This window comes from Nocardia sp. NPDC055050 (genome assembly GCF_053608345.1).
Genome location: NZ_JBSGVG010000019.1, coordinates 71042 through 96226, shown reverse-complemented (window position 1 = coordinate 96226; position 25185 = coordinate 71042). Strand labels below are relative to the sequence as shown.

Genomic DNA, 25185 nt, shown 5'->3' with positions numbered 1-25185 from the left:
GCGAGCATTTGGCTGCGATCCATAGACCTGAGATAACGCCTGACTCAGCAGCAACGACTTTCGTCAGCGACTTCGACCGGCTGTCGGTGCGACACCCCTGCGACAACAACCACGCCGCGGGGGTGCAACAACGCGGTCGCCTCAGCGACGTTCGACGCCCATGATTCAGTGGCAACGGACTCAGACTTCAGTTTCGGCCGCTTTCCGAAACCAGGTCTCAGCTTCCGTTGCCTCGCCACGGTTGCGAAGCAAATTCCCCAGGCTGTACATCGCTTTCGCATGGCCCGTCTCGGCGGCGCGCCGCAACCAGGTCTCGGCTGCTCCGGTGTGGCCTCGGTCGAGCAGTAGGATTCCGAGGCTGTACATCGCTGGGAGATGGCCTGTCTCGGCGGCTTTGCGGAACCAACTTTCGGCTTCGCCAGTTCGTTCCTGTTCGTAAAGCAGGACTCCGAGGTTGCCCATCGTTGTGACGTTGCCGGTCTCAGCCGCTTTGCGGTACCAGGTTTCGGCTTCGTCGAGGTCACCGCGATCATGAAGCAACACACCGAGGTTGAGCATCGCTTTCGGATGGCCGCCCTCGGACGCCTTGCGGAACCAGCTCTCGGCTTCATCGGCTTCGCCACGTTCGTCGAACAAGCCCCCGAGGTTGTACATCGCCTGCGTGTAGCCGGTCTCGGCGGATTTGCGGAACCATGACTCGGCCTCGTCGGTCCGGCCGCGCTCATCGAGCAGGACTCCGAGGTTGCCCATCGCTGTGGCGTTGCCGGTGTCAGCAGATTTCCGGTACCAGGTTTCGGCTTGGTCGAGGTAGCCACGATCATGAAGCAACACACCGAGGTGACCCATTGCCATCCCATGACCAGCTTCGGCGGCTTTTCGGTACCAGTTTTCAGCGTCACCTAGCTCACCACGCTCGTCCAACAAGCCACCAAGGCCGTACATCGCTTTCGCATTGCCGACTTCTGCGGCTTTTCGGTACCAGCTCTCGGCTTCACCAGCTCGACCGCGTTTGTCGAGCATGACTCCGAGGCTGCCCATCGCCGCCACATCACCTGTTTCCGCGGCTTTGCGGAACCATGACTCGGCCTCGTCGGTCCGGCCGCGCTCATCGAGCAGGACTCCGAGGTTGCCCATCGCCGTGACGTTGCCGGTGTCAGCAGATTTCCGGTACCAGGTTTCTGCTTCTTCAAGGTCACCGCGATCATGAAGCAACGCACCGAGGTTGAGCATCGCTTTCGCATGGCCGCCTTCGGACGCCTTGCGGAACCAGCTCTCGGCTTCATCGGCTTCGCCACGTTCGTCGAACAAGACCCCGAGGCTGTACATCGCCTTTATATGATCTTTCTCGGCGGCTTTGCGAAACCAAGACTCGGCCTCATCGCTCCGACCCCGCTCGGCGAGCAGGACTCCGAGGTTGCCCATCGCCGTCACATCACCTGTCTCGGCGGCTTTTCGGTACCAAGTTTCAGCTTCGTCGAGGTCGCCACGATCATGAAGCAGCACCCCGAGACTCGACATCGCGGACGAATGACCAGCCTCGGCGGCTTTTCGGTACCAGTTTTCAGCGTCACCTAGCTCACCACGCTCGTCCAACAAGCCACCAAGGCCGTACATCGCTTTCGCATTGCCGACTTCTGCGGCTTTTCGGTACCAGCTCTCGGCTTCACCAGCTCGACCGCGTTTGTCGAGCATGACTCCGAGGCTGCCCATCGCCGCCACATCACCTGTTTCCGCGGCTTTGCGGAACCAGGTCTCGGCTTCGCCAGTTCGTTCCTGTTCGTAAAGCAGGACTCCGAGGTTGCCCATCGTTGTGACGTTGCCGGTCTCAGCCGCTTTGCGGTACCAGGTTTCGGCTTCGTCGAGGTCACCGCGATCATGAAGCAACGCACCGAGGTTGAGCATCGCTTTCGGATGGCCGCCTTCGGACGCCTTGCGGAACCAGCTCTCGGCTTCATCGGCTTCGCCACGTTCGTCGAACAAGACCCCGAGGCTGTACATCGCCTTTATATGATCTTTCTCGGCGGCTTTGCGAAACCAAGACTCGGCCTCATCGCTCCGACCCCGCTCAGCGAGCAGGACTCCGAGGTTTCCCATCGCTGTGGCGTGGCCGGTCTCAACAGACTGCCGGTACCAGGTTTCGGCTTCGTCGAGGTCGCCACGATCGTGGAGTAGTACGCCGAGACTCGACATTGCGGACGAATGGCCAGCTTCGGCGGCTTTTCGGTACCAGGTTTCGGCTTCGTCGAGATTGCCACGATCGTGGAGTAGCACGCCGAGACTCGACATCGCGGGAAGATGACTTGTATCGGCGGAGCGCCGAAACCAGGTTTCTGCCTCGCCGATATCACCACGCTCGTCGAGCAATACCCCGAGACTGAACATCGCCCTCACATGGCCGGTTTCAGCAGACTTCCGAAACCAGGTTTCTGCCTCGCCCGCATCACCACGCTCGTTGAACACGAGCCCCAGACTGAACATTGCGGAAGCATGGCCGGTCTCGGCAGACTTTCGATACCAAGTCTCGGCCTCATCGACCTCAGCACGCTCGTGATGCATGGTCCCGAGACTGACCATCGCGGAAGCATTGCCGGCCTCGGCAGCCTTGCGAAACCAAATCTCTGCTTCACTGGCATCGCCACGCTCATCAAGCATGAAACCGAGACTGGACATCGCAGAAGCATGGCCAGTTCCGGCTGCTTTTCGGTACCAGCACTCGGCTTCACTGGTATTGCCGAGCTCATGAAGCAAGCTTCCTAAGCTGTACATCGCAGGAGAATGGCCGGAATCCGCAGCGCGCCGAAATAGTGTGCTTGCAATAGCAGTGGCCTCGCGCCAAGAGGCGACGTACCCGACAGCTGTCAAGGTCTCGGGTGTGGCGTTGTAGGTCGCGTTGTGCCAGAAGGACTCCGTGATACGACGCGGTACTCGCTGGTTTTGTCCGTCATCGGCGGCGACAAGATAGTCGAAGGCGCGGTAGCTGCGGGTGTCACCATCATCATCGCCATCAAGGTATGTGGTGCGCAGCGCAGCGGCGCGGCCAGCGCCGGGTGGAGGCCGACGTGCTGAAATGATCGCTGTTTGTACGTCTTCGTCGGTGGCGTTGACGTGGGGATAGGTTGTCCGCATGGCGCGCATTGTGAGCCGGGTCAGCGTCGACTCGGGTATAGGTTCGGTGCGGCCGATGCGCGCCCAGTCGACTGCGACCGCGATTACCGTGTGTAGGAGCGGGTCATCTGCGCGAGCATCATCATAGCGATCCAAGAGTTCTGGAGCCCCGGCAAGGACCTCGCCCAACCCATGACCGTCAAAGGCCAACTCCGGGTATGTACGCTCAGCGGCGGCGCGTTCCTCAGGATCATCATCAGTGGAAGCCAACTCGATGAGTAGCGCTTGATCGAGCAACATGCGAGTCTCGCGCCGCATCTCACCGTCGCCCCGCAACTGGGCGCGCATCTCTGAACGGAGCGTTGCCACCACCAACGTCCGGCCACGGCGTCGGGTCAGTGCGTCCAACACCGTAGAAGTCAGGTCACCAGCATTACCGGTTAGATACATGTGTAGGTCGTCGAGCCAGACCACCAACGTGTCATCGCTATCCCTGATTCGGGGGGTCGCGGCCAAATCAGCGATCTGATCGACAACCGGGCATACCAACCGCGCGGTCGAGTCGTAGGCGTGTATTGCCTCGAACAAGGTGCGGGTCTTGCCCGCTTTTGATGGGCCTACGACCACGACCAGCTGATTCCCCCGGAACGCCTTTGCCAGCCGCGCATCGACCCGGTTGGCGGTCCGTGCGACGTACCCGTCCCGAACGCGGAAGTGCCCCGCCCTCCCGAACGGTGAACTGGTGGCACCCAAACGGTAGGGATCGAGCTCAGCGACCGTTGGCAGGTCCTCGTCGCGCCCCATGATCTGGACCAAGTCCCTCAGACGCCTTGTTGGCGCATGGTCGCCGACCAGGACTGGCCCCTCAAATGTGTTCCCGGAGAGAATTGCCCCGATCGAGGGCATGCCGGGCGCAGAACTGTTGGGAGTCAGCTCCGCGCCGTGGAAGGGTCTGTGAATCCTGCCTTCACCCCGGTGATCTCCGCCGCCCCCGCGATCTTGCTGTCGGCAACCCGCACGCCATCACCGGTCGAAGCTATATCAGAGATCTTCAATGCTTCGGCCATCAAACCCTGCACATCCACGCCCACCACTACCTGCGGGTCGTGTCGGCGGACAACCTCCAGCACTGCCGCCGCGGCCGCCGCCAACTCGGCGTCCGCCGTGGCGCCGGCATCGACGAGATCCTCTGCCAGCGAAGCCCTCTTCGATTCTGAATCCGGCTTCCGCTCCAACCCCGACACGTCCACGTCGGCGTACTTGTGCGAAATCAGGTTCTTCAAACCGGCATAGGCGTCACGCACCGCTTGCTTTGCTGTGTCGCCTACGCCGGCCACCGCGCCTGCGGCGATCGCCGAAACAACAAGTGCCATCACAGGATCCATTCCACAATCTTGCCACCCGGTAGGTAGCACTGCTTCTGCTTTTGTTGAGATCTAGACGATCCCAAGCTGGCGTGGAAGCCCTGACGACCTTGTTCGTAGACGCCGCTGGCCCGGACAGCCCGGCTTCATCCGTTAACTACGGCGACACGAAGCTCACCGTCGACCGAGCGATTGCGTCGATCACCCGCGCCAGTGAACTCGGTGCTGTCAGCTTGCGCTACTTCAACGTCGCGAGTGCGCATACCTGTGGCGACGTCCCGATGATCGGCGAACGCCACCCGCCCGAACCGCATCTCATCCCATTGGCGCTTGAAGCCGCCGGAGGTCTGCGTGACAAGTTCTGCCTGTTCGGCGATGACCACCCGACTCCCAACGGCACCTGCGTTCGCGACTACATCCACGTCACCGACCTCGCACATGCGCATTTACCAGCGCATGATGCTGCTGGCTCTTGTGAGCACCGAATCTATAGCCTGGGCAACGGAATCGGCTCTCCAACAAGCAAGTCCTCGACGCTGTCAGCATGTGAAACGGCGAGGGTCGGAACGCCTCTGGAAGCAGACGAGGGAAGACTAGTTCGCCTGGATCACCGCCAAGACCTTCCTCGGGACCGTTGCCACGATGATCGCGACCGCGCACACAGTCCCGAGGACGCAGCCCGCCAACTCGGCCACGCGGGCGATGCGGTGACCCGCCGCCACTACATCGATCAACCGACGCAGGCACCCGACTTCACCGCCACTTTGGAGCGACTGAAACGGTGAAAAGATGTTGTTTTCGTGTAGTGAGGGGTCAGAATAGTCAAAAACCAGGGTCAAACGGTGACGTTTGCCCTGGTAGATGCTCCCCCATCTGGACTCGAACCAGAAACCTGCCGCTCTAGATGCTCTGCTACCCAACAGTTTCCAATATTGCTCAAAACAGCCTATGACCTGTAGCTTTGGTGTTCGCGGTGTTCCCGCTCGATCCCGATAGGTCCTGCTGTTTCCCGTTGAATCCGTGTTGTTTCCGTGTTGTGGGTCGAGTTGGGTCAGGGTAGCGGGCCGCGGCTCCTCCGCCGCCGACAGTGGGCGAAACCCGCCACTTACATGCGCAACAGCGGTCCCGTTTCTGCCTCATCGCGGCCTTCCGGCAGGTGCCCCCTGTCGGTGTGTCGATCAACTCTCCGTCGATTTTGGCCTACCCTACGCGTGGCGCGGCGCCAGCAAGCGGTCGACATGTAGCGTCTGATCGGCGCTGTAGCTGCCTGCCCCTGGAGGTGAGAGCTCCACAGGTGCGGCTTCCGGGCGGGATTGTGTGTCTGGCCAGGCCGCGGACGAACTTCCAAGGCGCGCTGTATGTGTCCATCAGCCAACGCATATGATCTGCAAATGGACGGTCGGCTCACAATCATCTTCGTACATGGTTTGTTCTCATCAGGTGCTACCTGGGACAGGTTAGCCCAGCTTGTACACGATGATGGAGACATGGGCGACGTCGATATTTTGCGCTACGAGTACCCCACTCCAAAGGTATCGTTCAGTCCGGCTCGATCGGTTCCGACGTTCGATGATGCAGCGGACGGGTTCGCTACCTTCATGAAGAATTTTGTCTCTCCGACGGCCAAAATTGTGATCGTTTGCCACAGTCAAGGCGGTCTAATCGTACAAAGATTTCTATCGAGAAGCATCCAGAGAGGGCTGGTGCAGCAGCTTGAGCGAATCGAGCTAATTCTAATGTTCGCCTGTCCAAATGCCGGATCAGAATTCTTCATTACCTTCAGAAAATCGGCCGGATTCTGGAGAAATACGCACGAGCGTTCGCTGCGTCCTCTAAATCGGGAAGTGACCGAAGCGCGTTCGATCGTGTTGCAAAAGATTGTATATGCAGACCCCGAAGACCCTAAGTCTCTACATATCCCTATAGTTTTGTATGCTGGGGATAGCGATGGCATAGTTTCAACTTCATCTGCGCGAGATGGCTTCCCTCCCGATAATACGGGAGTGCTGCCTGGGGATCATTTTTCAATTATCAAGCCCACCTCGAAAAATGATGCCGTATATAAGACTTTATGTCGACACCTCGCCGATGTGCGTGCGCGTACCTCGGCAAAAGGTATAGACTCTAGCGTGCACGATCGCCAGGTAGATTCCGCCGACACTGACGTTAGCGTGCACGTTGAACGTGCGGAACGGTATCTGGCGCAGGGTTTGATCGCACAAGCCAGGGCTGCTTTTCAAAATGCTATCGCCACAGATAATATCGTTGCCTTGGAGAGATATTCAAAATTCCTCAGAAGAATCGGCGAGTCTGACAAATCGATTAATGTCGGATATCAGATAATCGATCTTCTCGCCCAAAAAGAGGACTGTGAAGAATACGCGATCACGCGGTCGCGGGTTATGTCTAGTATTGGCATTACTCTGAGGAAGATGGGAAAATTTCGCGACTCTAGCTATGCTTTGAGAGAAGCAGTAGAAGCGGCGAGTGGTGATTCACGTGGGGAGTTGAAGGCACGGGCGTATGCAATTGACAATTTGGCGCATACTGCCGATCGCCTCGGAGACGTCAAGGGCGCACGTCAGTGGTTTGATGAGGCGCTAACAATCAGAGAGCGGGCGGGCAATCGTCTCGATCGGGTGCATTCATTGCTAAATATTGCCCGCCTTGAAACACGCCTCGGAGAGCTGAATGCGGCGCTTGAAAGGTGCAATGAAGCTCAGTCTCTGCTCAGCTCAGATGACGATCGCTCTGAATCAGCGGCTGTCTATTCTGCATTGGGGGAGATAAAAATAGCGATGGAAGATATACCCGGCGCCGAAGAGAGCTTTCGGCTGGCGCTGAAAATAAACTTGCGAACAGGTCGTCCAGCAAACATTGCGCTCACGCAACATCAGCTTGCAGGCGCGCTACTGGATCAGGGGAACATATTTGAAGCCAGGCTTTACGCCCAACAATCTCTAGAGAACAATACAGCCGCATCGAACGCTGAGGGGGTGAACCGGTCGAGACAACTGATCGCGCGCATAGCCGCTGCTAGTGGAGACCTCGAACTATCTATTGCCATGCTGACAGAATGTGCGGAAGAGTGTTACACATCGGGTCATGTGACCGCTGAAGCATGGGCGAGACTCAGCCTCGCCGACTCGTTGAATAAAGCTGGGTTCAATATTGAAGCGCGAGTCGATCTCGAAAAAGCGCAGCGGCTTGCAGTTGCAATAGGCAGTGCCGCTCTACTCGTAAAAATCGACGAACTACGGCTGGCTATGAAGTAACATTACCTCCGAACGCGTCGACTTGAATTGCCGTCAGCGATGGCCAGAAAAGACAAGTCAAACGACCTGACTTGAGAGTACCGCAGCCCGTGTCAATCCCGGCAGATGTAGCGCCGATCCTAGGTAAAAGGTCAATATTCGGCACGTGACCATAAATATGATATCGAGAATTGGCCGAGCCTGGAAGGTGATCAGCGGGCCCGTGTGTTACTGCAAGTCCGTCGGCACTTATATATGACGCCCGAAGCGAGCTCAGAAACGTCAAGTGGTCGGCTGGGATAGATTCTCGGAGCTGTTGTGCAACATCTATCCCAGGAGTCTCGACGTAGGACTTCACAGTGGGGGCACCGCCCATCCTCAGCAGTACCGATAGTGAGCCAGACCGGATTGCATCGCGAAAAACGATATCGTGGTTGCCAGCAAGGAAGACCGTATCCGGACGATCGTTAGCCAGGTTGACCAGCGTTTGAATAACTTCAAAGCTATCAGGCCCACGATTCACATAGTCACCTGTAAAAATCAAGATTCCACGCCATTCGACAAGTCGGCGAAGCAATCCACGTAGGGCGGAAATGTTTCCGTGAACGTCCCCTATGATGCCATACTCCACTGTCATAGAAGTACCTTGGGTAGGTCTGAATAGTCTATTTCACCATTTTCGATATTGTCATCTAGTGATGCTCGGATTGCGAGCGCAGCGAGATTTCGATCATCGTCCCAGTAAGCGATTGCAAGCGCTTCCAGTGATTGATATCCATGTACGGGCAGTGGTCCAATTATAACCTCCAACCGGCTAACTAACTCGTTTAGCAGATCTACTGACGGACTGCCGGTTATTTCGGGATCCGACGCTAGCAGTGTCGCCAGTTGTGGATCATCAAAACGTTGAGAAAGTTGACGTACCGAAAAGCATGTATCCCCACCCTTCATAGCCAGAGCGTATATACTCGTGCGGAGAAGGTATCTCGCTAAGCGTACCATTCCTGAGTAGTGTAGCGCCTTTTCTGCATGTGGCTGAGAAAGGATTTTTGAATAGATCTTGACGCGGTTCAATAGTTGATCGGGGTCTGCGGTTTCCAGTGCATTTATTATGTCAGTTAGATTCTTATCTAGCTCGACTAAGACTTTTCCATCGCGGCGGACATGAGTACCAAATAGGGTTGTGCTGGCACTCTCCAGCTGTTCGCGGGTGTATGAGCTGACAGATACACGACCAATCTTGAACGTCGGAGTATTCCATGAGTCTGTGTATCTGAGTATATCGAAGTCAGACGAAGGCAAGTAGTCGTGGCGAGCGCGACTTCCGTAGAGGACGAGGCCGAGAGTGCGGCTCTCGATGCGCTGCATGACACCGACAATTTCGGTGGTTGTTAGTTCTAGTCGCTCAAGACTAGATAGAAGTTCACTCTTGTCGAGGGCTTTCTCGAACACGGCGCCTACCTAAGTATAATCCGACAAATTCGCGATCTGCGGAGCCTCGGTGTAGTCAAAACTTGGAACCACTACGGCTACTTGAACATCATACAGCGAGCGGTTTCTGCCGATGAATTCGCTTTCTGTAATCTTAAGTCGCAGAAAGGAATCCGTTACTACCTCCAAATCTGCGGGGGATCTCATGTGTCCCCAACATCGGGAGTTCGTGGGTGGCCATCTTGAACGGGTGCGCGATCTGAACCGCCACGTCATGGCGTAGATCACCTGGCGAATACCCCCGCTGAATCGCCCGGGTTTGATGCGCACCTTCGTTTGAACACTGGAGGCGCAGGAGCAGATCCAGTCAGTACCGGATCCGACCGAGGCTGGCATGCTCGCGGCGAGCCCCATGCCGCCGAGCGGCCGCGAAATCGATCACTGCGCCCGCAGTTTCAGTTGCTTCGTGAGCCCCGCCGCGCGTCCAGCGATGTATCCATGCCGGGGCCAGCCCCAATACGTGTGACGCGCGAGCATTTGGCTGCGATCCGTAGACCTGAGAGAGCGCCTGGCTCACCAACAGTGGTTTTTCGTCTGCGACTTCGACCGGCTCGTCGGTGCGCCACCCCTGCGAAGACAACTGAATAGCCAGACTCCGATAGCGCTGACTGCTGATTACACTGAGGTCGCGAGCGCGGCGGGTGATCGCACCGACAGAAATCCCATAGTCCGCCTTGATCGGCAGGTAACCGTGAAGGTTCAGCGACTCCGATACTCGCCTCCGAACAACCTCCTCCGGCAGCAGAAAGGCCGCCGCGAACTGGAAGGCATGGTGCTCTTCAGGGCTGCGCGTACTCGCAATCGGACTGCACCGGTCGCGATCAGCAATCCAGTGATAGGCCTCGTGTAATATGGTGAGCCGTTTGACCGCGCCCGGCACATCCTCGACAAGAGCGACCAGCGGGCGGTTCGTCAAACGAGACGGACGCGAGATACCGGTATGGCCGCGGCCGCCGTGGCCGTGTTCGTCGAGCCGGTCGATGACACCGAAACCGAACCGCTCGAGGCAGCGAGTGGCATTGAGCACTGGCGCTTCATCATCGAGGCCAGCGCGCCGACGCATCGCTCGGGCGATCGCCTCGGGATCGTGATCGTAATCGGCGGGCTCCGGCAGGCTTGCCTCGATGTAGCCTGACTGCTCCGACACCGTCCTGAAAAGTCGAGCGGCTTCGTTGTACAGCCGCAACAACCGCTGCTCATCCTTCGCGCCCGCGCGCGCAGTCTTGCGGAAAGTGGCCTGGGTCACGTCGAGTGGGGTCGTCGGAACTGAGAAGAAGGACACGGGCAAACCGAACTCACTGGATGCCGCCACCACCAGTGAGTCAGGAACTGGGCGCGCGCCTCGCTCTACCTGCGAAAGGAACGACTGAGAGACCTCGATTCGCTCGGCCAACGCGGTCTGGGTGAGGCCGAAGACCTCCCGCAGCGCCGTCAGCCGCTGACCATGGAACTCACGCGCGTCCTCGTCAGGTGAACCCATTCTCGTCCTTTTGGATGTCGACAGTGAAGAAGTCTTCGTCGGCATCATCGGAGCCGGCGAACTTCAGGTGGCTGAAGATGCTGCCGCTGTCTTGAACTTCCAAGATCAGATCACACGGTACCGCCGACCCGTACTTGCCTGGCGCAAGGGTGTGGACGATACGGAGAACGAACTGGTCGAGCGTCGCGCGAGAAGCAAAGTCCCAGCACAGCAGGAGTTTCATCTCTGGATCCGCAGTGGAAGGCAGCGAGGGCAGACCAAGATCGAGATCGAGCTCGCCCTGGGTCCAGCGGGCGCGACGCGCCGGATTCCTTCCTGCGGTAGGCACGCCACCGGGGTATGTACGACGACGTTCCTTCAAGAACGACATCTCCATGCCGAGTACCGGATTCACCAGCAACAACTGCCCCATAGCCCGCGGATCACCGCCCACAGCCCAGCCGTTCGGCAGAGTCTCGGTCTCCAGGAACTCACGCAACTCGGCTCTCAAGATGAGCGGAAGCAGATGCGGATACTTGGGATGCGAGAGACTGCGGGCCCTGCGGCCAGAACTGACCAAAGACGCCGCCATTCCGGCGAACAAGATCGGCCCTAAAGCCTTCGCCTGAGTCTCAATCGCTGCTGTCACGCTGCTGGTGCTGATCACGACCTAGCCTCCCCTCGATCTACGTATTGCTTCTATTATTAGCACAGATGCAAGACATGGTCCGGCGCGACGACACGGACGATCGTCCAGTACCGCCCGATCGGATCAGAGACGAGGCACCAGGTTCGCCATGGGCGGCACAACCACTGGTTGCGGCCCAAGCAGCACGGCAGAGCCATCATCCGGTCCACAACGACTGAGCGATGGCAAGTCGGCCTTGGTGCATTGGGCAAGCTCAGGGGCCCGCGTTCTGGCTGGATGCGGCCACTCGCGAGGCCCCGCATCCTCCGGCGAACAGCACCAGACCCATTGCCTGCCAGCGCCAGTCCGCCTTGTCCCGATTCGACCTGACTAGAACGGAACCTAGCCATGACCACCACACAATCGCCCGTCATTACCCCGGTCGGCCAGGTTCGTCGGCCACCGTTGGACCGTCAATCCGGTGTGGTCACGACCGTGACTGTGGTGCTGGCCGGGGAACAGCGAATCGCGCTTGACGTCGTCGGGGCCGGGACTAGTGAGGCGCGGATTATGGTCCGATGGGGACGTGTCGCGATGACTTTCACGGCGGCCGAACAGGTTCAGAGGATGTTGGCGCTGTTCGGGTTAGCGCGGCAGGCGATGGTCGGTGTGGTCGAGCGGGTGCCGATGCCTGTGGTGGAGGATCCGGTGTCCGATGTCGCGGTGTTGGCCGCGATCACCTGGACGCATACGCCGACCGGTGCGGCGTCGGCGGAGCGGATGTATCACGTGGGGATGCGGCGCACGATCAGCTTCGTCGCGTTGACCATTGGGCCGGTCGCGTTCCACATCCTTGATCGAGGTGGTCTCGATAGTGCGATCAAGGCGCTTGTGCGCGCGCATCAGCTGTCGGTGACCGTCTACGCCGACGGACACCGCTTCGCTGACGACCCCAACGCCGCTGCGTGGGAACGTGGCAATCGGCGAATTCTGAAGCCCCACGGCAACGGTTGGTCGTACCGATGACGACGTCATTGAATCGCCGATCGCCACGGCGCTAACTGGATTCGGCGCGCTCGGTGGTAAGCGAGGACACGCGGTTCGCTAAGACCAAGGTCGCAGTTCGGAAGGATCCGATGACGGACGCCGGTACACCTGAACGGGTTGATGCCACCGATGCAGAGCCTGATGTGCCCTTGGCTGCTGGCGATGACGTTGTCAGCGCCGCCCAGATCCTCGTGAGTTATCTGTGGAACAGCGAATACGAGGGCAGTGGCGAAACCCAGCGTGGCCATATTTGGCAGCAGTTGCGGACCCTGACGTGCTGGCTGACATCCCCGCCCCGGGACTGACCTCATATCCCGCGCCACCTAGGTGCGTTCGACATCGTCGACGACTCTTCACGCCGCTACGGCCGCACGCTGCCTTCGACCGCTAGCGGCGGATGCGAGCTGGCGCGAATCTCGCACTCGATGACCCCGCGCTGAAAAGCCATGCCCTCGTGTGAATGCCTCGATGCGCTTGTTCACCAACCAATCACTGCTCGTCTCCCGATCCGCACGCGGGCATCTCACAGAGCTGTTCGCGCACAAGACTTTTCGGAGGTTTCTCTCATGACCGACTCGGTGACCCGTCCGGAATTCGATCTGGCCGTCCATCATGGCGTCGCCGGCCCCGCGACCGACCTGACAGCCACCACCGTCGCGCAGTGGCGCGAGGGTGATCCGGGTTGGAAGGCCAAGAACTGGGCCTACACCGACCCCGACAACTACGGCGCCCGCAGGTTACGCCCGATCAACATCACCACGCGTGCCATGACTGCGGACTGACACCTCGACCGGTCCCGCACCGAGACCATGCTCGCCGTCGAAGGCAGGCACCGACACCGTGCAATAGGTGGGTGCCTGCCTTCCTCGCATTCAGGAGGATTTTCGATGACCCCCGACACCACCACCGATCTCACAATCCCTGAACCCGACAACACCGCAGCGCACGGTGCCCGCCCCAGGAACGCAGTCGCGGTCTTCCGTGATCCGCACACTCTCATCACCGACAACAACGTGCGCGAAACGTTCAACCTCGACGACTTTCCCGAGCTCGCCGACTCGATCGCCGAACACGGAGTCCTGACACCGATCACCGCCTACGGTCGCCCCGATGACATCACCGCGACGGTCCGTGACGGACAGCTACGCACTTTGACTGCGATGGCGGTCGGGATCGAGCAGGTCCCGGTCTGGTTGATCGAACCCGACGAGGCCCTCGCCGCGAAAGATGTTGAGATCTCACGGATCCTGACCCAGATCACGGTCAACGATCGCAGGATCGCGCTCACCGACGGTGACCGAGCCGCCGGAATCGCGCTCGCTCTCGAACTCGGAGCATCGGTCACCCGCGTCGGCAAATCACTGCAGACCAAACGCGACGAGATCAAACAGGCCGGCAAGATCGGTGCCTCGGCTACTGCCCGCAAAGCTGTCGACGACGGCCAGCTCGACTTCGAACAGGCGGCGATCTTGGCCGAGTACGAAAATGTGGGCGACATCGACGCGGTGCGGCAGCTGCTCGGCACCGACCGCGGGTACTTCAGCTACGAAGCGCGACTGATCGCCAACGACCGCGCTCAACGGCGGACCTACTTCACCGCGGTGTTGCCATGGGCCGAGGCCGGATTCGGTGTGCTGCACGACTACCCGGAGTGCGGTGGTACCGACCCGGTACTTGTACACGCGAACGATCTGGTCGACGTCAACGGTGACACGATCGACGTCGATCACCTCGCGGCCGACGCGGGCTGGTTGGTGTGGATCGAACAGGCGAGCACCCCATTGACCGTCGAACGCGATACCGGTGCGATCGTCGATGCGGCCACTATCGACTGGAACACCGAACACGATCCCGACCTCGAACCCGCCGACGGGTTACGCCACGCGCGCGAAGTCACTCAACACGATCGCTGGGAAGCCGACTACTTCCTCCCCGCCGACCGACTCGACGCCGCGGGTCTGCGACTGATCAGCGACGTGCCCGACGCCGAACCCACCGACATCGGCATCAGCGATGACCCCGACGGGGCGGCCGACGACGTTCTGTCGCGTGAGGAGCTCGCCGCACGGCGAGCCGAAGCCGAGGCTGAAGCGGCCGCGCGACGCGAGCAGGAGCGGTTGGCGGCACGGCGGGTCCGTGAACTCAACAAGCAGGGGCTCGCCGCGATGGAAGTACGTCGGGAGTTCGTCACCCGGCTCCTCGCTCGTAAAACTCTGCCGCCGGAGGCTTCGAAGTTCATCGCCGAAGCGTTGGTGGCAGAGCCCGCCGTGCTCGGTGAGTACAACGCCTTCGAGACCGCAGCCGAGTTGCTCGGCGGCAAGGGAACGTGGCGCCGCGAGCTCCAACAGGTCGTCGAGACCGCGAAACCGGCGCGCTGTCAGGTCATCGTCCTCGGACTCGTTCTCGGTGCCCACGAAAAGCGAGCCGTCAAAGATTCCTGGCGCTACAGCGACACCGGTGTGAGCCGCTACCTGCGGTTCCTTCAGCAAGTAGGCCACGAACTCGTCCCCGTCGAACTCGCCGCGGTCGGCGACCTCGACTACGAACACATCGACATCGACACCCCCGTCAGCGAGCCCGAAGCGCACGCAGCCTGACCGCACCGCGAGGCGGGCCGAGTCCTCTTGTTGCACCAGGGATCTCGGCTCGCCTTGTTCTGTCCGCCGAAGACGAAAGGAACTCTGTTGTGGAAGCCAGCGACGAAATCAGCAGTCCGGAGTTCGATGAATTCGACGCCAACCCCGCCACCGCCGAGAACAACGTCCCGCGCCTGAGCGTCGGTGACGCTGGCGAGTTGATCGCGGCGATACCCGCGATGCTCGGATTCGTGCCCACCCGATCGTTGGTCATGGCGTTGCTCAGTACCGACGACACACCAGAAGGTGCCCAGTCGATTCGGGCGGTGATGCGGTTCGACATCGACGCCGCCGCCGACCTAGCTGGAGTACGGCACCTGGCGAACGTTGTCGAATCGGTGTGCCTGCGCGAGAACCTGACCTCGACCATGCTGATTGCCGTCGATGACCGGCCGACCAGGTCGACGATCGCCGAGGACGTTCTGCACCACCTCAACCGGGCGGGGATCGAACCCAGTCACGCCTGGTGGGTCGGCGAGATCACGACCGGCGTCGAATACCAGGACCTGTTGACGCTCGGTCGCGCCGGTCGGGTCGATGACCCTCGCGCGTCGACGGTGGCGTTCGCTCATGTCCTCGAAGGCAATCAGATCTACGGTTCCCGCGACGAACTCGCCGACCTACTCACCCCGAACGCAGACCTGGCCGCCCAACTACAGCCCCACATCGGCGCTGCCGCGGCCCACTATCGCGACAACCTTGCCGAGGCTACCGATGCCGAACACGCCAACGCTTTCCGGCGCGAGGCCACCGAGTGGATACTCGCCCAGATCAGCACTGCCGACCAAATGCCGCTCACAGCTGAGGATCTCGTCATGATCGTCGCACTCGTGCGCGACAGGATGATCCGCGACATCATGTTCGGGCTCTCCGCTACCGAACACCGCGCTCCAGCAGCGGCACTGTGGCGCCAGATCGCATCCGCGACCGAGGGCCCGGACCGGGCTGATGCCGCTACCTTCTTCGGCTACAGCGCCTACCACCACGGCGACACCGTCGTGGCCGGCATCGCGATCGCCGCAGCCTTGCACGCCGACCCCGACCACGTGATCGCGAACCTGTTGGATGTCGCATTGCGCGAGTGCATTCGACCAGACCAGATCCGCAGGATGGCCGACACCGGACGTGAGATCGCGGCAGAGCTCGGCATCGACATCACTACCACCGTCTGACCCTGCGGCGGCGAGGGCCGTCTGTCGCGACATCGACACACGACCGGGCGGTCAGCCGGTAGCGGCCGCGGCGATTCCGCACCGACACACCCGCGGGTACGTCGACCACCGCAGGTGCCGGACCCGCGGCCGTCGGATCCGATCCGGCAAACACAGCGGCCGTGCAGTCGCACTGCGCCGGCACGTGCCGCGTTCTCTCGACCTCCCCTCATACCAACGGAAGGCTTTGCCATGCCCGGTGATACGAATCTCCAGATCACAGGAAATCTCTGCTCCGACCTCGAGTTGACCTACACACCAGCAGGGGTGGCGGTAGCGCACTTCACCGTCGCGTCCACACCCCGATACCGCGACTCCAAGACCGGCGAATGGCGTGACAAGGACCCGCTGTTCCTGCGCTGCAACCTCTGGCGCGAGGCCGCGGAAAATGCCGCAGCCTCGTTGTTCAAAGGCTCGAGAGTGATCCTGATGGCCAGGCTTAAACAGCGCAGCTACCAAACCCGCGATGGCGAGCAACGCACCGTGTTCGAACTCGACGTCGACGAGATCGGCCCGAGCCTGCGCTGGGCACGCGCAACCCTGACCCGGACCGCCGGCAACCGCCAAAACAGCAGCAATGGGACAAGTTTAGGGCATCGTGGCGGTGCCCGAACTGGTGCCCAAGACAGCGACGGTGGTGGCGCCGTCATCGACAGTCGCGAACAGGACGATCCGTGGTCGAAGGCCGGTCCGACAGGCACAGGGGACCTCGGTGGCGACGAATCCTGGGCTACCCCGATATTCGCTGGCGCCGCCGCGGGAGTGTTCGGCGGTGAACCCGACTTCTAGCCGTGTCGCCTGTTTATCCGTACCGGCGGACTGTGACCGGGTCGCCGGGACTGGGTCCGGGGTGACGGTCTGGGGCGGACCCAGCCGCTCGAGGGCTACCAGGCCAGCGCACGCCACGGCTACGGGCCCGCGCCCGGCGGAAACGAGCCCCCCGCGCCCGAACCAGCCGCAGCCACCAGTCCGGTCGGTCAGCGCGGGGAACTCGCCCCCGCACGCAGTGGCGCGTTCCCTCCGCCGCGTCGCCCACTGACCTGGTCGGTAGCCCTCGGCTGCGCCCACCCCAGCCCGGCACCCCTCGTTGTGCGAAAAGCGTGGCAGTTCCAGCGCGCCCGGGTGTTGCCGTCATCTCTCGACCACGTCAGGAGTTCCGCTATGTCCACTACCGCTGCCATCGAATCGGTTGTGCCCGATACGAATCTGTTCATCGATGCGATCGCCGACATCAGATCTACGTTCCTCACCCTCGACCGCGACCACCGTGGCGCGCTCGAAGCGCTGCCCGCCGCGCTGGCGTTGGCGACCGAGCACGACTGGAAGCTTCTCGACTACATGGTCGAGGTCTTCACCCTCTTTCCACTCGACGCCGCACTGAGCCGGCTCACCTCTCGGTTCAAGACCGCCGACGACCTCGAGCGGCTCCGGATGCTCGAGTTGGTGCCCAACACCGACCCCGGCCTACACAGCCACGAAACCGCCGACCTGGCCGGAATCCTCGAAGCCCGAGCACGCCGCAACAACTCCACCGTCGCCGACGAGTTCGCCAAAATGCACGCCCAACTCCAGACCGCTGAGATGCCACGCCAGTCGATCCGACTGTGGCGTAACCCGTCCTCGCGCCTGGTCGTACCAGCAACCCGACGCATTGATGCCGCCCGTCTCACTCCGACCCAGGTGCGCGCACGCGTCCTCGCTCGCGGGAAGCGGCGCCCGGCTGAAATCGAACCGTCGCAGGTGTCCGACTACGTCCGCGAGAACCTGTTCGTCGACACCGAAGTGGACGACCAAGGCCGTCTGCGTCGTCGACTCGCCGAACTCGCTGCCCGTGGCATCGTCATCGGTATCCGCGCTCCCCGCGGTTGGACACCGCGCCGCCCCGGCGAGCTGCCGCCACGGTCCGCCGACGTCGCCGCCGCGATCTGGGATCACGAGTACTGCCTCTATGTTGCCGATCAACGCGACCACGACCACGCCGTCGCTGGGGGAGCGGCGACGTCACGTGAAGACTCCGTCGCCTGGGCAGCGCAGCGCACCGGACTACACGGCCGGGCTGACCGCCGCGACACTTTCCTGTTCCAGGGCAACGGACTCGACGACTTCCGCACCGCCATGGCGCCTACCTTGGGGTGGCGGTGCGTGTCCTGCTTCGTCGAACGCTCTCACACCGACCGCCATCCGATTCATGCCCGCGAAAACACCTTCCGCAGCGACGACGGACTGTGCGACTACTGCCGCAGCGACAACCGTCCCGGGCTACCTGCACTGGCGGCCGGGTTCACGTTCACTGATCTGGCGACGGCGTACTGCCGGTTCTTCGCCGAGCACTACCCGGACGCTGCGTGCGGGCTGCTCGCTGAAGTTCGGCGTCGTGCACCCGAGTGGCTCACCGCCGCTATCGATGGGTTCCTGCTCGAACACCCAGAGTTGCCCGGTGCTCCGGAACCGGGCTCCGCCGAACAGCAGTCCGATACTACGACGGCGTCTGCGCGTCCGCGTCGCCGTCGCGAGCGTGCCTTGCCGCCCGGCCTGCGTCAGGCCAGGTGTGAAGGGTGCACCGAATACAAGCCCATTCACGACGACGGCTTCTGCACCGTGTGCCGTGTCTGGCTCGAGCTCGAGGCCCCCGCGCCCCGGGAGCGTCGCGTGCCCGCCTGACCGATCCGGTCGTTGTTCGATGCGCGGCTGGGATACCGCTTGGTGCCCCAGCCGCGCAACTTCACCAGCCAATCTCACCACCGCACGCAACCTCACTGCTCCACAAGCTCCTGCGTTCTTCGCATGCCGCTCCGCCGCAACCTACCGACGCACCATCGCCCTCCACCACGTTCCACACCCGCCTTTCTCACATCCCCAATTCCATGCAAACGTCTGACATTACGGAGTAACAATCCGATTACATACTCCCTCAACGATTCTCAACATTTCCCAATACTTCCCACAGCGAAATTCCACCCTTGCCAGAGCTTATTTTCTCGGCGACAACTGAAGGCATGGTCGCAACAATTCACCGAGTCACCGCAGGCAACGGATACCACTATTACGTACGCAATATCGCCGCCAACGACACCACAGCACGTGGCCGCTCTTCACTAGCCGACTACTACTCAGCCCACGGCGAAGCACCCGGACGATGGCAAGGCGGCGGCCTGACCGCGCTCGGCATCGACCCGGGTGCGGAAGTGACTGAGTCGCAGATGAAGTCGCTGTTCGGTCTGGGCATCCACCCGAACGCCGAACAGATCGAAGACCGGGTCTACGCGCACCAGATCGCCCTCGGTGCCAACGACCGCGAAGCCACCCGAGCCGCGGAGAAAGCATCGAAACTGGGCAACAAGTTCGCCGTCTACGAAGCCCAGTCCCAGTACCGGCAACAGTGCTCCGATGCCTATCGCGCACATAATTCCGAACAGAACCTCCCACCCACTACCGCAATTCCGGAAGACGAGCGCGCACGAATCCGCACACAAGTCGCGACAGAAATGTTCACCTCCGAGTACAAACGTGCACCGTTGAATGCCCGCGAATTGTCAGGGTGGGTCGCGAAGAACTCACGCCCGAAACACTCCGCCGTCGCCGGTTTCGACATCACCTTCAGCCCCGTCAAAAGCGTCTCAGTCCTGTGGGCGCTCGCTTCACCCGAGATTTCGCACCGGATCGAGGCCGCGCACCGGCACGCGATCGAGGATGCATTGACCTGGTTGGAGCACAACGCGATGTTCACTCGCTTGGGCCGCAACGGGATCCGGCAGGTCGACGTCGACGGGATCGTCGCCGCCGGATTCACCCACCGTGACAGCCGCGCAGGCGATCCCGACCTCCACACTCACATCCTGATCGCCAACCGCGTCCGCGCCCTCGACGGCAAATGGCGCACCATCGACTCCAAAACCCTCTACGAAGCCGTCGTCACCGCGTCGGAAATCTTCGACTCCCGTATCGAGCACCACCTCGAAACCGACCTCGATCTGCAGTTCGAAGCCCGGCCCGGCCGCACTTCCGAACAAATCCCGATCCGTGAAATCGTCGGCATACCCCTGGAACTCATCGAAGCATGGTCACAGCGAGGCGCCGCGATCGTCGCCCGCCTCGACCAACTCACCGCAGCATTCCAAACAACCTTCGGGCGTGAACCATCCCCGAAAGAGATCTACGACCTCTCCGACCGCGCGACACTGGAAACCCGCCCGACCAAACACCTCTCGACCTCACTCGCCGAGCAACGCGGCACCTGGGCAGCACATGCCCGTCAACTATTCGGAGGCCGTGACTGCGTCGAAGACATCGTGACCCGCACGATGTCGGTCCCTGCGACACCACGCCCGGACCCCGATGCCGCGTTCATCACCGCGGCTGCCGAACGTGCACTGGTCGGCGTATCGGCCCGGCGTTCGACCTGGGGGATCTTCAACCTCCGCGCCGAGGTCGATCGACAACTCCGCGGCCGAATCGCATCCGCCGACTGGAACTGGATTCCCGACAGAGTTGTGGCCGAGGCACTGTCACCGCCGTCTGCAGTTGCACGCGGTGACCCCGACCTCACTGAACAACCGGCATTGCGGGCCGTACCGATGTGGTTGCGTCGCAGCGACACCACCGCTGTCCATGTTCGTGCGAACTCCCAGATCTACACCACCGAATCCACCTTGGAAGTCGAAGCAGCGTTGATCGAGCTGTCGGTCGAACCCGGCGCCCGCGTCCTGAACGCCGAGCTGGTGGGCAAAGCGGTCGCCCACTACAACACCGAGCACCCGGATCGTCCGCTCAACGCCGGCCAGATCGGTGTCATCTCCTCCTTCGCCACCTCCGGGCTGCGTGTCCACACCGCCAACGCCCCCGCCGGGACCGGCAAGACCACAGCGATGCAAGTCCTCACCACCGCATGGCATTCCGATGGCGGAACCGTGCTCGGCATGGCCCCCACCGCAGCTGCGGCCGCTGTCCTCGGGGAATCGATCGCCACCCGCGCTGAGACCGTCGACAAACTCCTCGACGTCATCCACCGCCACACCCCGAGCCCGAACGGTCCGAACATCGCCGCTGATCATCCGCCGTCACTGCCGCAATGGGTCCTCGACATCGACGACCGAACGCTGGTGATCGTCGACGAACACGTCAAACTCGGCAACACCAAACGCCTACAACTGCTGCAGTTCCTGTCCGGACGAGGGGCTACCGTGCGTTGCATCGGCGACGACAAGCAGCTGCCGGCGATCGAAGCCGGGGGCGCCGACGCCGACATGAACGCCGCCTCGCCCGAACAAACCCTCACCCTGTCCCACGTCGTCCGGTTCTCCTCCACCGCCGAGGCGACCGCCTCGATCGGACTGCGCGAGGGCGACCCCGTCGCGTTGGCCTGGTACCTGGACAACGACCGCATCCACGCCGGGCACACCGGGTCGGTTTACGACGACACCTACCAAGCATGGTCGGCCGATGATCTCGCGGGTCGCGACGCGGTCATGTTGGCGCCCAAGCACGAGGTGGTGACGGCACTCAACGCCCGCGCCCGCGCGGACCGACTCGCTCGAACCGGCACCGAACCGGGTCCAGAAGTGGTGCTTGCCGACGGTCTTCTCGCCTCGGTCGGTGACATAGTGCGCACGCGACGCAACAACCCGAAGCTGCGTTTCGGCGAGCGCGACTGGGTTCGCAACGGCTATTCCTGGACCGTCAACGACGTCCACAACGATGGTTCGCTGACCGTTTCGCACCGCCACCGTGGCACCGACAGCGACAAAACCGTGCGGCTTCCGGTCGAGTATGTGCGCGCACATGTGCGTCTCGGGTACGCGTCGACGATCGATTCCGCGCAAGGAATCACCGCCGATGCCTGCCATGTCGCGTTGTCCGGACGCGAATCACGACAACAGTTGTATGTCGCGATGACCCGCGGGATCCACGCCAACCATGCCTACATCGTCACCGCACTCGACGGCGCCGAGGGCGCGATCTACACCGAACCCGCCACCTACCCGCCCACCGCAGTCGAGGTCCTGCACCGTGTGATGGCTCGCGATGGAGCGCAGAAGTCCGCGCACACCACACTGCGCGATGCCCTCGACCCCGCCTTGCGGATCGGGCGAGCGGTCGATATCTACCTCGACACCCTCGGCCTGACCGCCGAACACGCACTCGGCCCTGCCCGACTCGACGCCCTCGACCACGCCGCCGACACCGTCCACCCGAACCTGACCGACAGTCCGGCCTACCCGATCCTGCGCCAGCACCTCGCTCTGATCGCGCTCACCGGCGCCGATCCCGTCGCCGCGCTCCGCGCCGCAGCTGGCACACGGGAACTCGACACCGCTGATGATCCTGCCGCGGTTCTGGACTGGCGCCTGGACCCGACCGGTGCTCATTCCGCAGGCACCGGTCCGTTGGCGTGGACTCCTGGACTTCCGGACCAGATAGTTGATCGTGTTGTCGCCGAACCCGTCGCGGCACGCGAAAAGATCGTGGTCGATCTCGCCGCGCAGATCCGGGCCACCGCACAACGCTGGACACCGAGCACCGCACCCGTGTGGGTACGACCGCTGCTGGGCACCGACCCAGCGTTGCTCGGCGAGCTTGCGGTGTGGCGAGCCGGACTGCACGTCCCCGACACCGATACCCGACCCACCGGACCACCCCGCGACACCGACCTCGAACGCCACCACCAACAGCGCCTCGAGCACCGCGTCATCGACGCCTACGGCGATCCAACGCTTCCGCGCAACAGGTGGGCCGAGGTCGTCGACCGCATCGATCCCCGCATCACAACCGACTTCTACTGGCCAACGGTGGCCGACAAGATCGACCTCGCAGACCGCGCCGGGCTCGACATCGCCACCTTGCTCACCGATGCCGCCTCACACCACCCGCTGCCCGATGAGATGCCCGCCGCGGCACTGTGGACGCGCTTGGAACTCGAGCCGTCCGCTCTCGACACCACCGGAACCGACCTCCTCCGGCCCGAGTGGCTACCCGACCTCGAAGCAGTCCTCGGCACGGCCATAGCCGAACAGCTCACCACCGAACAGGCATGGCCGCGCGTCGTCGCCGCTGTCGAACGCGCTACCAGCACCTGGTCCTCACACGATCTGCTCAGTACCGCCTACGAACTCCTGCAAGGCGCCCAACCCGACGACGCTGCACCGCTGCGTCCCGACCAGCTCGCCGCCGCGCTGGCCTGGCGCATCGACGCCCTCCACCACCACACTCCGACACCCCAGCCAGCCACACCAACCGTCGCCGAAACAGGCACAACTACCGCCGATTACGAACAGCCACCGGCGACCGACGCCGCCGAGAACCGCCAGCCTCCCAGCACGGACGAGCCCACCGGGTCGGACCACAACGACAAACCCACCCGGAGCGACACGACGTCCGGGATCGAGGACATTGCACGACTGTTCGCAGCGGGGCGGGTCACCGAAGCAGTCGATACCTTCCGCCGCTTCAGTGGCGCATTGTCCGAGGAAGAGCGCGGCGTATTGACCACCGTCGCGGACACCTTGTACCAGTGCAGCTTCCCGGTCGCACAGGCTCGACTTCGCTGGGCCGCAGACCAATTCCCGCACCATCGTGAGCTGATCCGAGCGTGCACACCAACGACCGATCCACACACCTTCCGCCGCGACACCGGCCCGGATCGTGAACGATCCCGCCCCGTCTACGACCATCGCGAGAACACCGACCCCACCCTCACACCAACCGTGTTCGACCCGATCCAGGCCGCCGGCAACGACGCCTTCGACACCTATCTCGCTGACGCGGAATCGTCCGACAGCCCTGAAGGAGGGACGGCCGACCGACTTCGAACAGCGGACGTCGGGTTCCCGATCGACTACGACCTGGCCGCGATGCCCACCGTCGCGGGACTTGCGTGTGTCGACTGCAGCATCGAACGCTCCCGCAACGCGAGTATCCCTGTGCCGCCGCGCCACTCCGACGACGGCCTGTGCCACTCCTGCCGCGATAACGGCAGACCGGGAGTTCCCGACCACGACCCCGCCGACCACTTCACGGCACGATGCACCCACATCACCGAAACACACCCCGCGCCTGCGGCATTAGCGATGCTGCGCCGCGATTGGCGGGCGCTCGATCCCGCCCGGCGCGCCATCGTCGAGCAATGGCTCCTCGACAACCCGCTCACCGAGCAACCACTACCCGTGTTCGACTCGCTGCAGCGACTCACCGATCACGAACTCACCCAGGCGATCGAGGGCCTTCATCAACGACGCGGAAACATCGCCACCGAGGCCGACTTCTTCGCACCGATCCGACACGATGAAGTCGACGTCGAACCCGATCCGGCCGTGGCGGAGCACCGTCTCGCCGCCGAACGCGCACAGCTAGCCGCCCGGCAGTGCGCCGACGAACTCGACACCGCCATCCGTCGACTCCATGCCACGTCGGTCGCGCTTGAGGCCGCGCGCGAGGAAATTGATGTGCTTTCGGTGACGCGGCGCCGCCAGCGCAAGACCCTGCAAGAACACATAAACACCTTGACCGGCGAACATCGCCAGCACACCGAAGCACACCAACACGCCCGCGCCGCCGCGCGCGCCGCCAACCGCACCGCCAACGAACTGGCAGCCCGTGCCGAACACATCGCAATCGAAGACGAACACCGCCGCCTCGCCGATCAGGCTCAAGCCACCGACCACGACGACGTAGCACGCGACGCTGCAGTCGTAGCACTACAGCAGACCATCAGCTCCGAGCTCGCTGACCACCGTGTAGAACACCAGAGAAGACAAGCGCTGACGCACTCGCAACGACATCAGGAGGAGCGTGCACGCCTCGAATTCGCACTGACGGCTGAGGATTTCGGTCGCGAGGAGTATCTCGATCTGGAGAGCAACCAGCAGATTCGCCCACCAGACCTGGGTCTATAGGCGACCGATCTGACAGGACTGGACCTATTGACCTACGTGTGCGCCAATGCCGTAGGGGACTCACCCGCTACGCACACCGGCTGGCCAAGCAGACGACTTTGG

At 62.0% G+C, this 25185-nt stretch carries 16 protein-coding genes; 10 read left to right on the top strand and 6 right to left on the bottom strand.

The annotated features are described in order from the left end of the window. Positions 1-180 precede the first annotated feature (180 nt). Complete coding sequence (locus ACWGCN_RS20750; protein WP_452529074.1) at positions 181-3921, bottom strand: tetratricopeptide repeat protein; 3741 nt, start codon at positions 3919-3921, stop codon at positions 181-183. Positions 3922-4034: 113 nt separating this feature from the next. Next, complete coding sequence (locus ACWGCN_RS20745; RefSeq protein ID WP_452457753.1) at positions 4035-4490, bottom strand: hypothetical protein; 456 nt, start codon at positions 4488-4490, stop codon at positions 4035-4037. Positions 4491-4561: 71 nt separating this feature from the next. Here ACWGCN_RS20745 and ACWGCN_RS20740 point away from each other — a divergent pair, with 71 nt between their 5' ends. Both ACWGCN_RS20740 and ACWGCN_RS20735 read left to right on the top strand, forming a co-directional pair. Then, the gene (locus tag ACWGCN_RS20740) at positions 4562-5254 is read left to right on the top strand and encodes an NAD-dependent epimerase/dehydratase family protein (protein WP_452457754.1); all 693 of its coding nucleotides are present in this window, start codon (positions 4562-4564) and stop codon (positions 5252-5254) included. A 573-nt stretch (positions 5255-5827) separates the two neighbouring features. Beyond that, complete coding sequence (locus ACWGCN_RS20735; RefSeq protein WP_452529073.1) at positions 5828-7744, top strand: alpha/beta fold hydrolase; 1917 nt, start codon at positions 5828-5830, stop codon at positions 7742-7744. Here the strand turns inward: ACWGCN_RS20735 and ACWGCN_RS20730 are convergent. From ACWGCN_RS20730 to ACWGCN_RS20715, 4 genes are all read right to left on the bottom strand, one after another. Continuing rightward, entirely contained in the window at positions 7734-8360 is a 627-nt protein-coding gene (locus ACWGCN_RS20730; RefSeq protein ID WP_452457756.1) for a metallophosphoesterase, read from the bottom strand. The two genes, ACWGCN_RS20735 and ACWGCN_RS20730, sit on opposite strands and share 11 nt — an antisense overlap. Beyond that, complete coding sequence (locus ACWGCN_RS20725; RefSeq protein ID WP_452457757.1) at positions 8357-9175, bottom strand: nucleotidyltransferase domain-containing protein; 819 nt, start codon at positions 9173-9175, stop codon at positions 8357-8359. Before ACWGCN_RS20725 ends, ACWGCN_RS20730 begins: the two co-directional genes overlap by 4 nt. A gap of 346 nt (positions 9176-9521) precedes the next feature. Further along, positions 9522-10694, bottom strand: coding sequence for a helix-turn-helix domain-containing protein (locus ACWGCN_RS20720; protein ID WP_452457758.1), 1173 nt, complete (start codon positions 10692-10694; stop codon positions 9522-9524). Then, positions 10681-11340: a hypothetical protein gene (locus tag ACWGCN_RS20715; RefSeq protein ID WP_452457759.1), complete on the bottom strand. Its 660-nt coding sequence runs from the start codon at positions 11338-11340 to the stop codon at positions 10681-10683. The genes ACWGCN_RS20720 and ACWGCN_RS20715 overlap by 14 nt, the downstream gene beginning before the upstream one ends. A 369-nt stretch (positions 11341-11709) precedes the next feature. Here ACWGCN_RS20715 and ACWGCN_RS20710 point away from each other — a divergent pair, with 369 nt between their 5' ends. The 8 genes from ACWGCN_RS20710 to mobF all read left to right on the top strand — a co-directional run bounded on the left by ACWGCN_RS20710 (position 11710) and on the right by mobF (position 25083). Further along, entirely contained in the window at positions 11710-12327 is a 618-nt protein-coding gene (locus ACWGCN_RS20710) for a hypothetical protein (protein ID WP_452457760.1), read from the top strand. Positions 12328-12437: 110 nt separating this feature from the next. Further along, positions 12438-12653 carry a hypothetical protein gene (locus tag ACWGCN_RS20705; RefSeq protein ID WP_452457761.1) on the top strand — a complete coding sequence of 72 codons (216 nt, stop codon included), beginning with the start codon at positions 12438-12440 and terminating at the stop codon, positions 12651-12653. A gap of 261 nt (positions 12654-12914) precedes the next feature. Continuing rightward, positions 12915-13130 (top strand): hypothetical protein, encoded by a 216-nt coding sequence (locus ACWGCN_RS20700; RefSeq protein ID WP_452457762.1) that lies wholly within the window; start codon positions 12915-12917, stop codon positions 13128-13130. A 105-nt stretch (positions 13131-13235) separates the two neighbouring features. Next, the gene (locus ACWGCN_RS20695; protein WP_452457763.1) at positions 13236-14945 is read left to right on the top strand and encodes a ParB/RepB/Spo0J family partition protein; all 1710 of its coding nucleotides are present in this window, start codon (positions 13236-13238) and stop codon (positions 14943-14945) included. 89 nt (positions 14946-15034) lie between these two features. After that, positions 15035-16156 (top strand): DUF4192 domain-containing protein, encoded by a 1122-nt coding sequence (locus tag ACWGCN_RS20690; protein ID WP_452457764.1) that lies wholly within the window; start codon positions 15035-15037, stop codon positions 16154-16156. A gap of 231 nt (positions 16157-16387) precedes the next feature. After that, positions 16388-16984: a single-stranded DNA-binding protein gene (locus ACWGCN_RS20685; RefSeq protein WP_452457765.1), complete on the top strand. Its 597-nt coding sequence runs from the start codon at positions 16388-16390 to the stop codon at positions 16982-16984. Between the two features lie 372 nt (positions 16985-17356). After that, on the top strand, positions 17357-18856 hold the full coding sequence (locus ACWGCN_RS20680; protein WP_452457766.1) for a hypothetical protein: 1500 nt from the start codon (positions 17357-17359) through the stop codon (positions 18854-18856). A 335-nt stretch (positions 18857-19191) separates the two neighbouring features. After that, positions 19192-25083: a MobF family relaxase gene (gene mobF / locus ACWGCN_RS20675; protein ID WP_452457767.1), complete on the top strand. Its 5892-nt coding sequence runs from the start codon at positions 19192-19194 to the stop codon at positions 25081-25083. Positions 25084-25185: the final 102 nt, after the last annotated feature.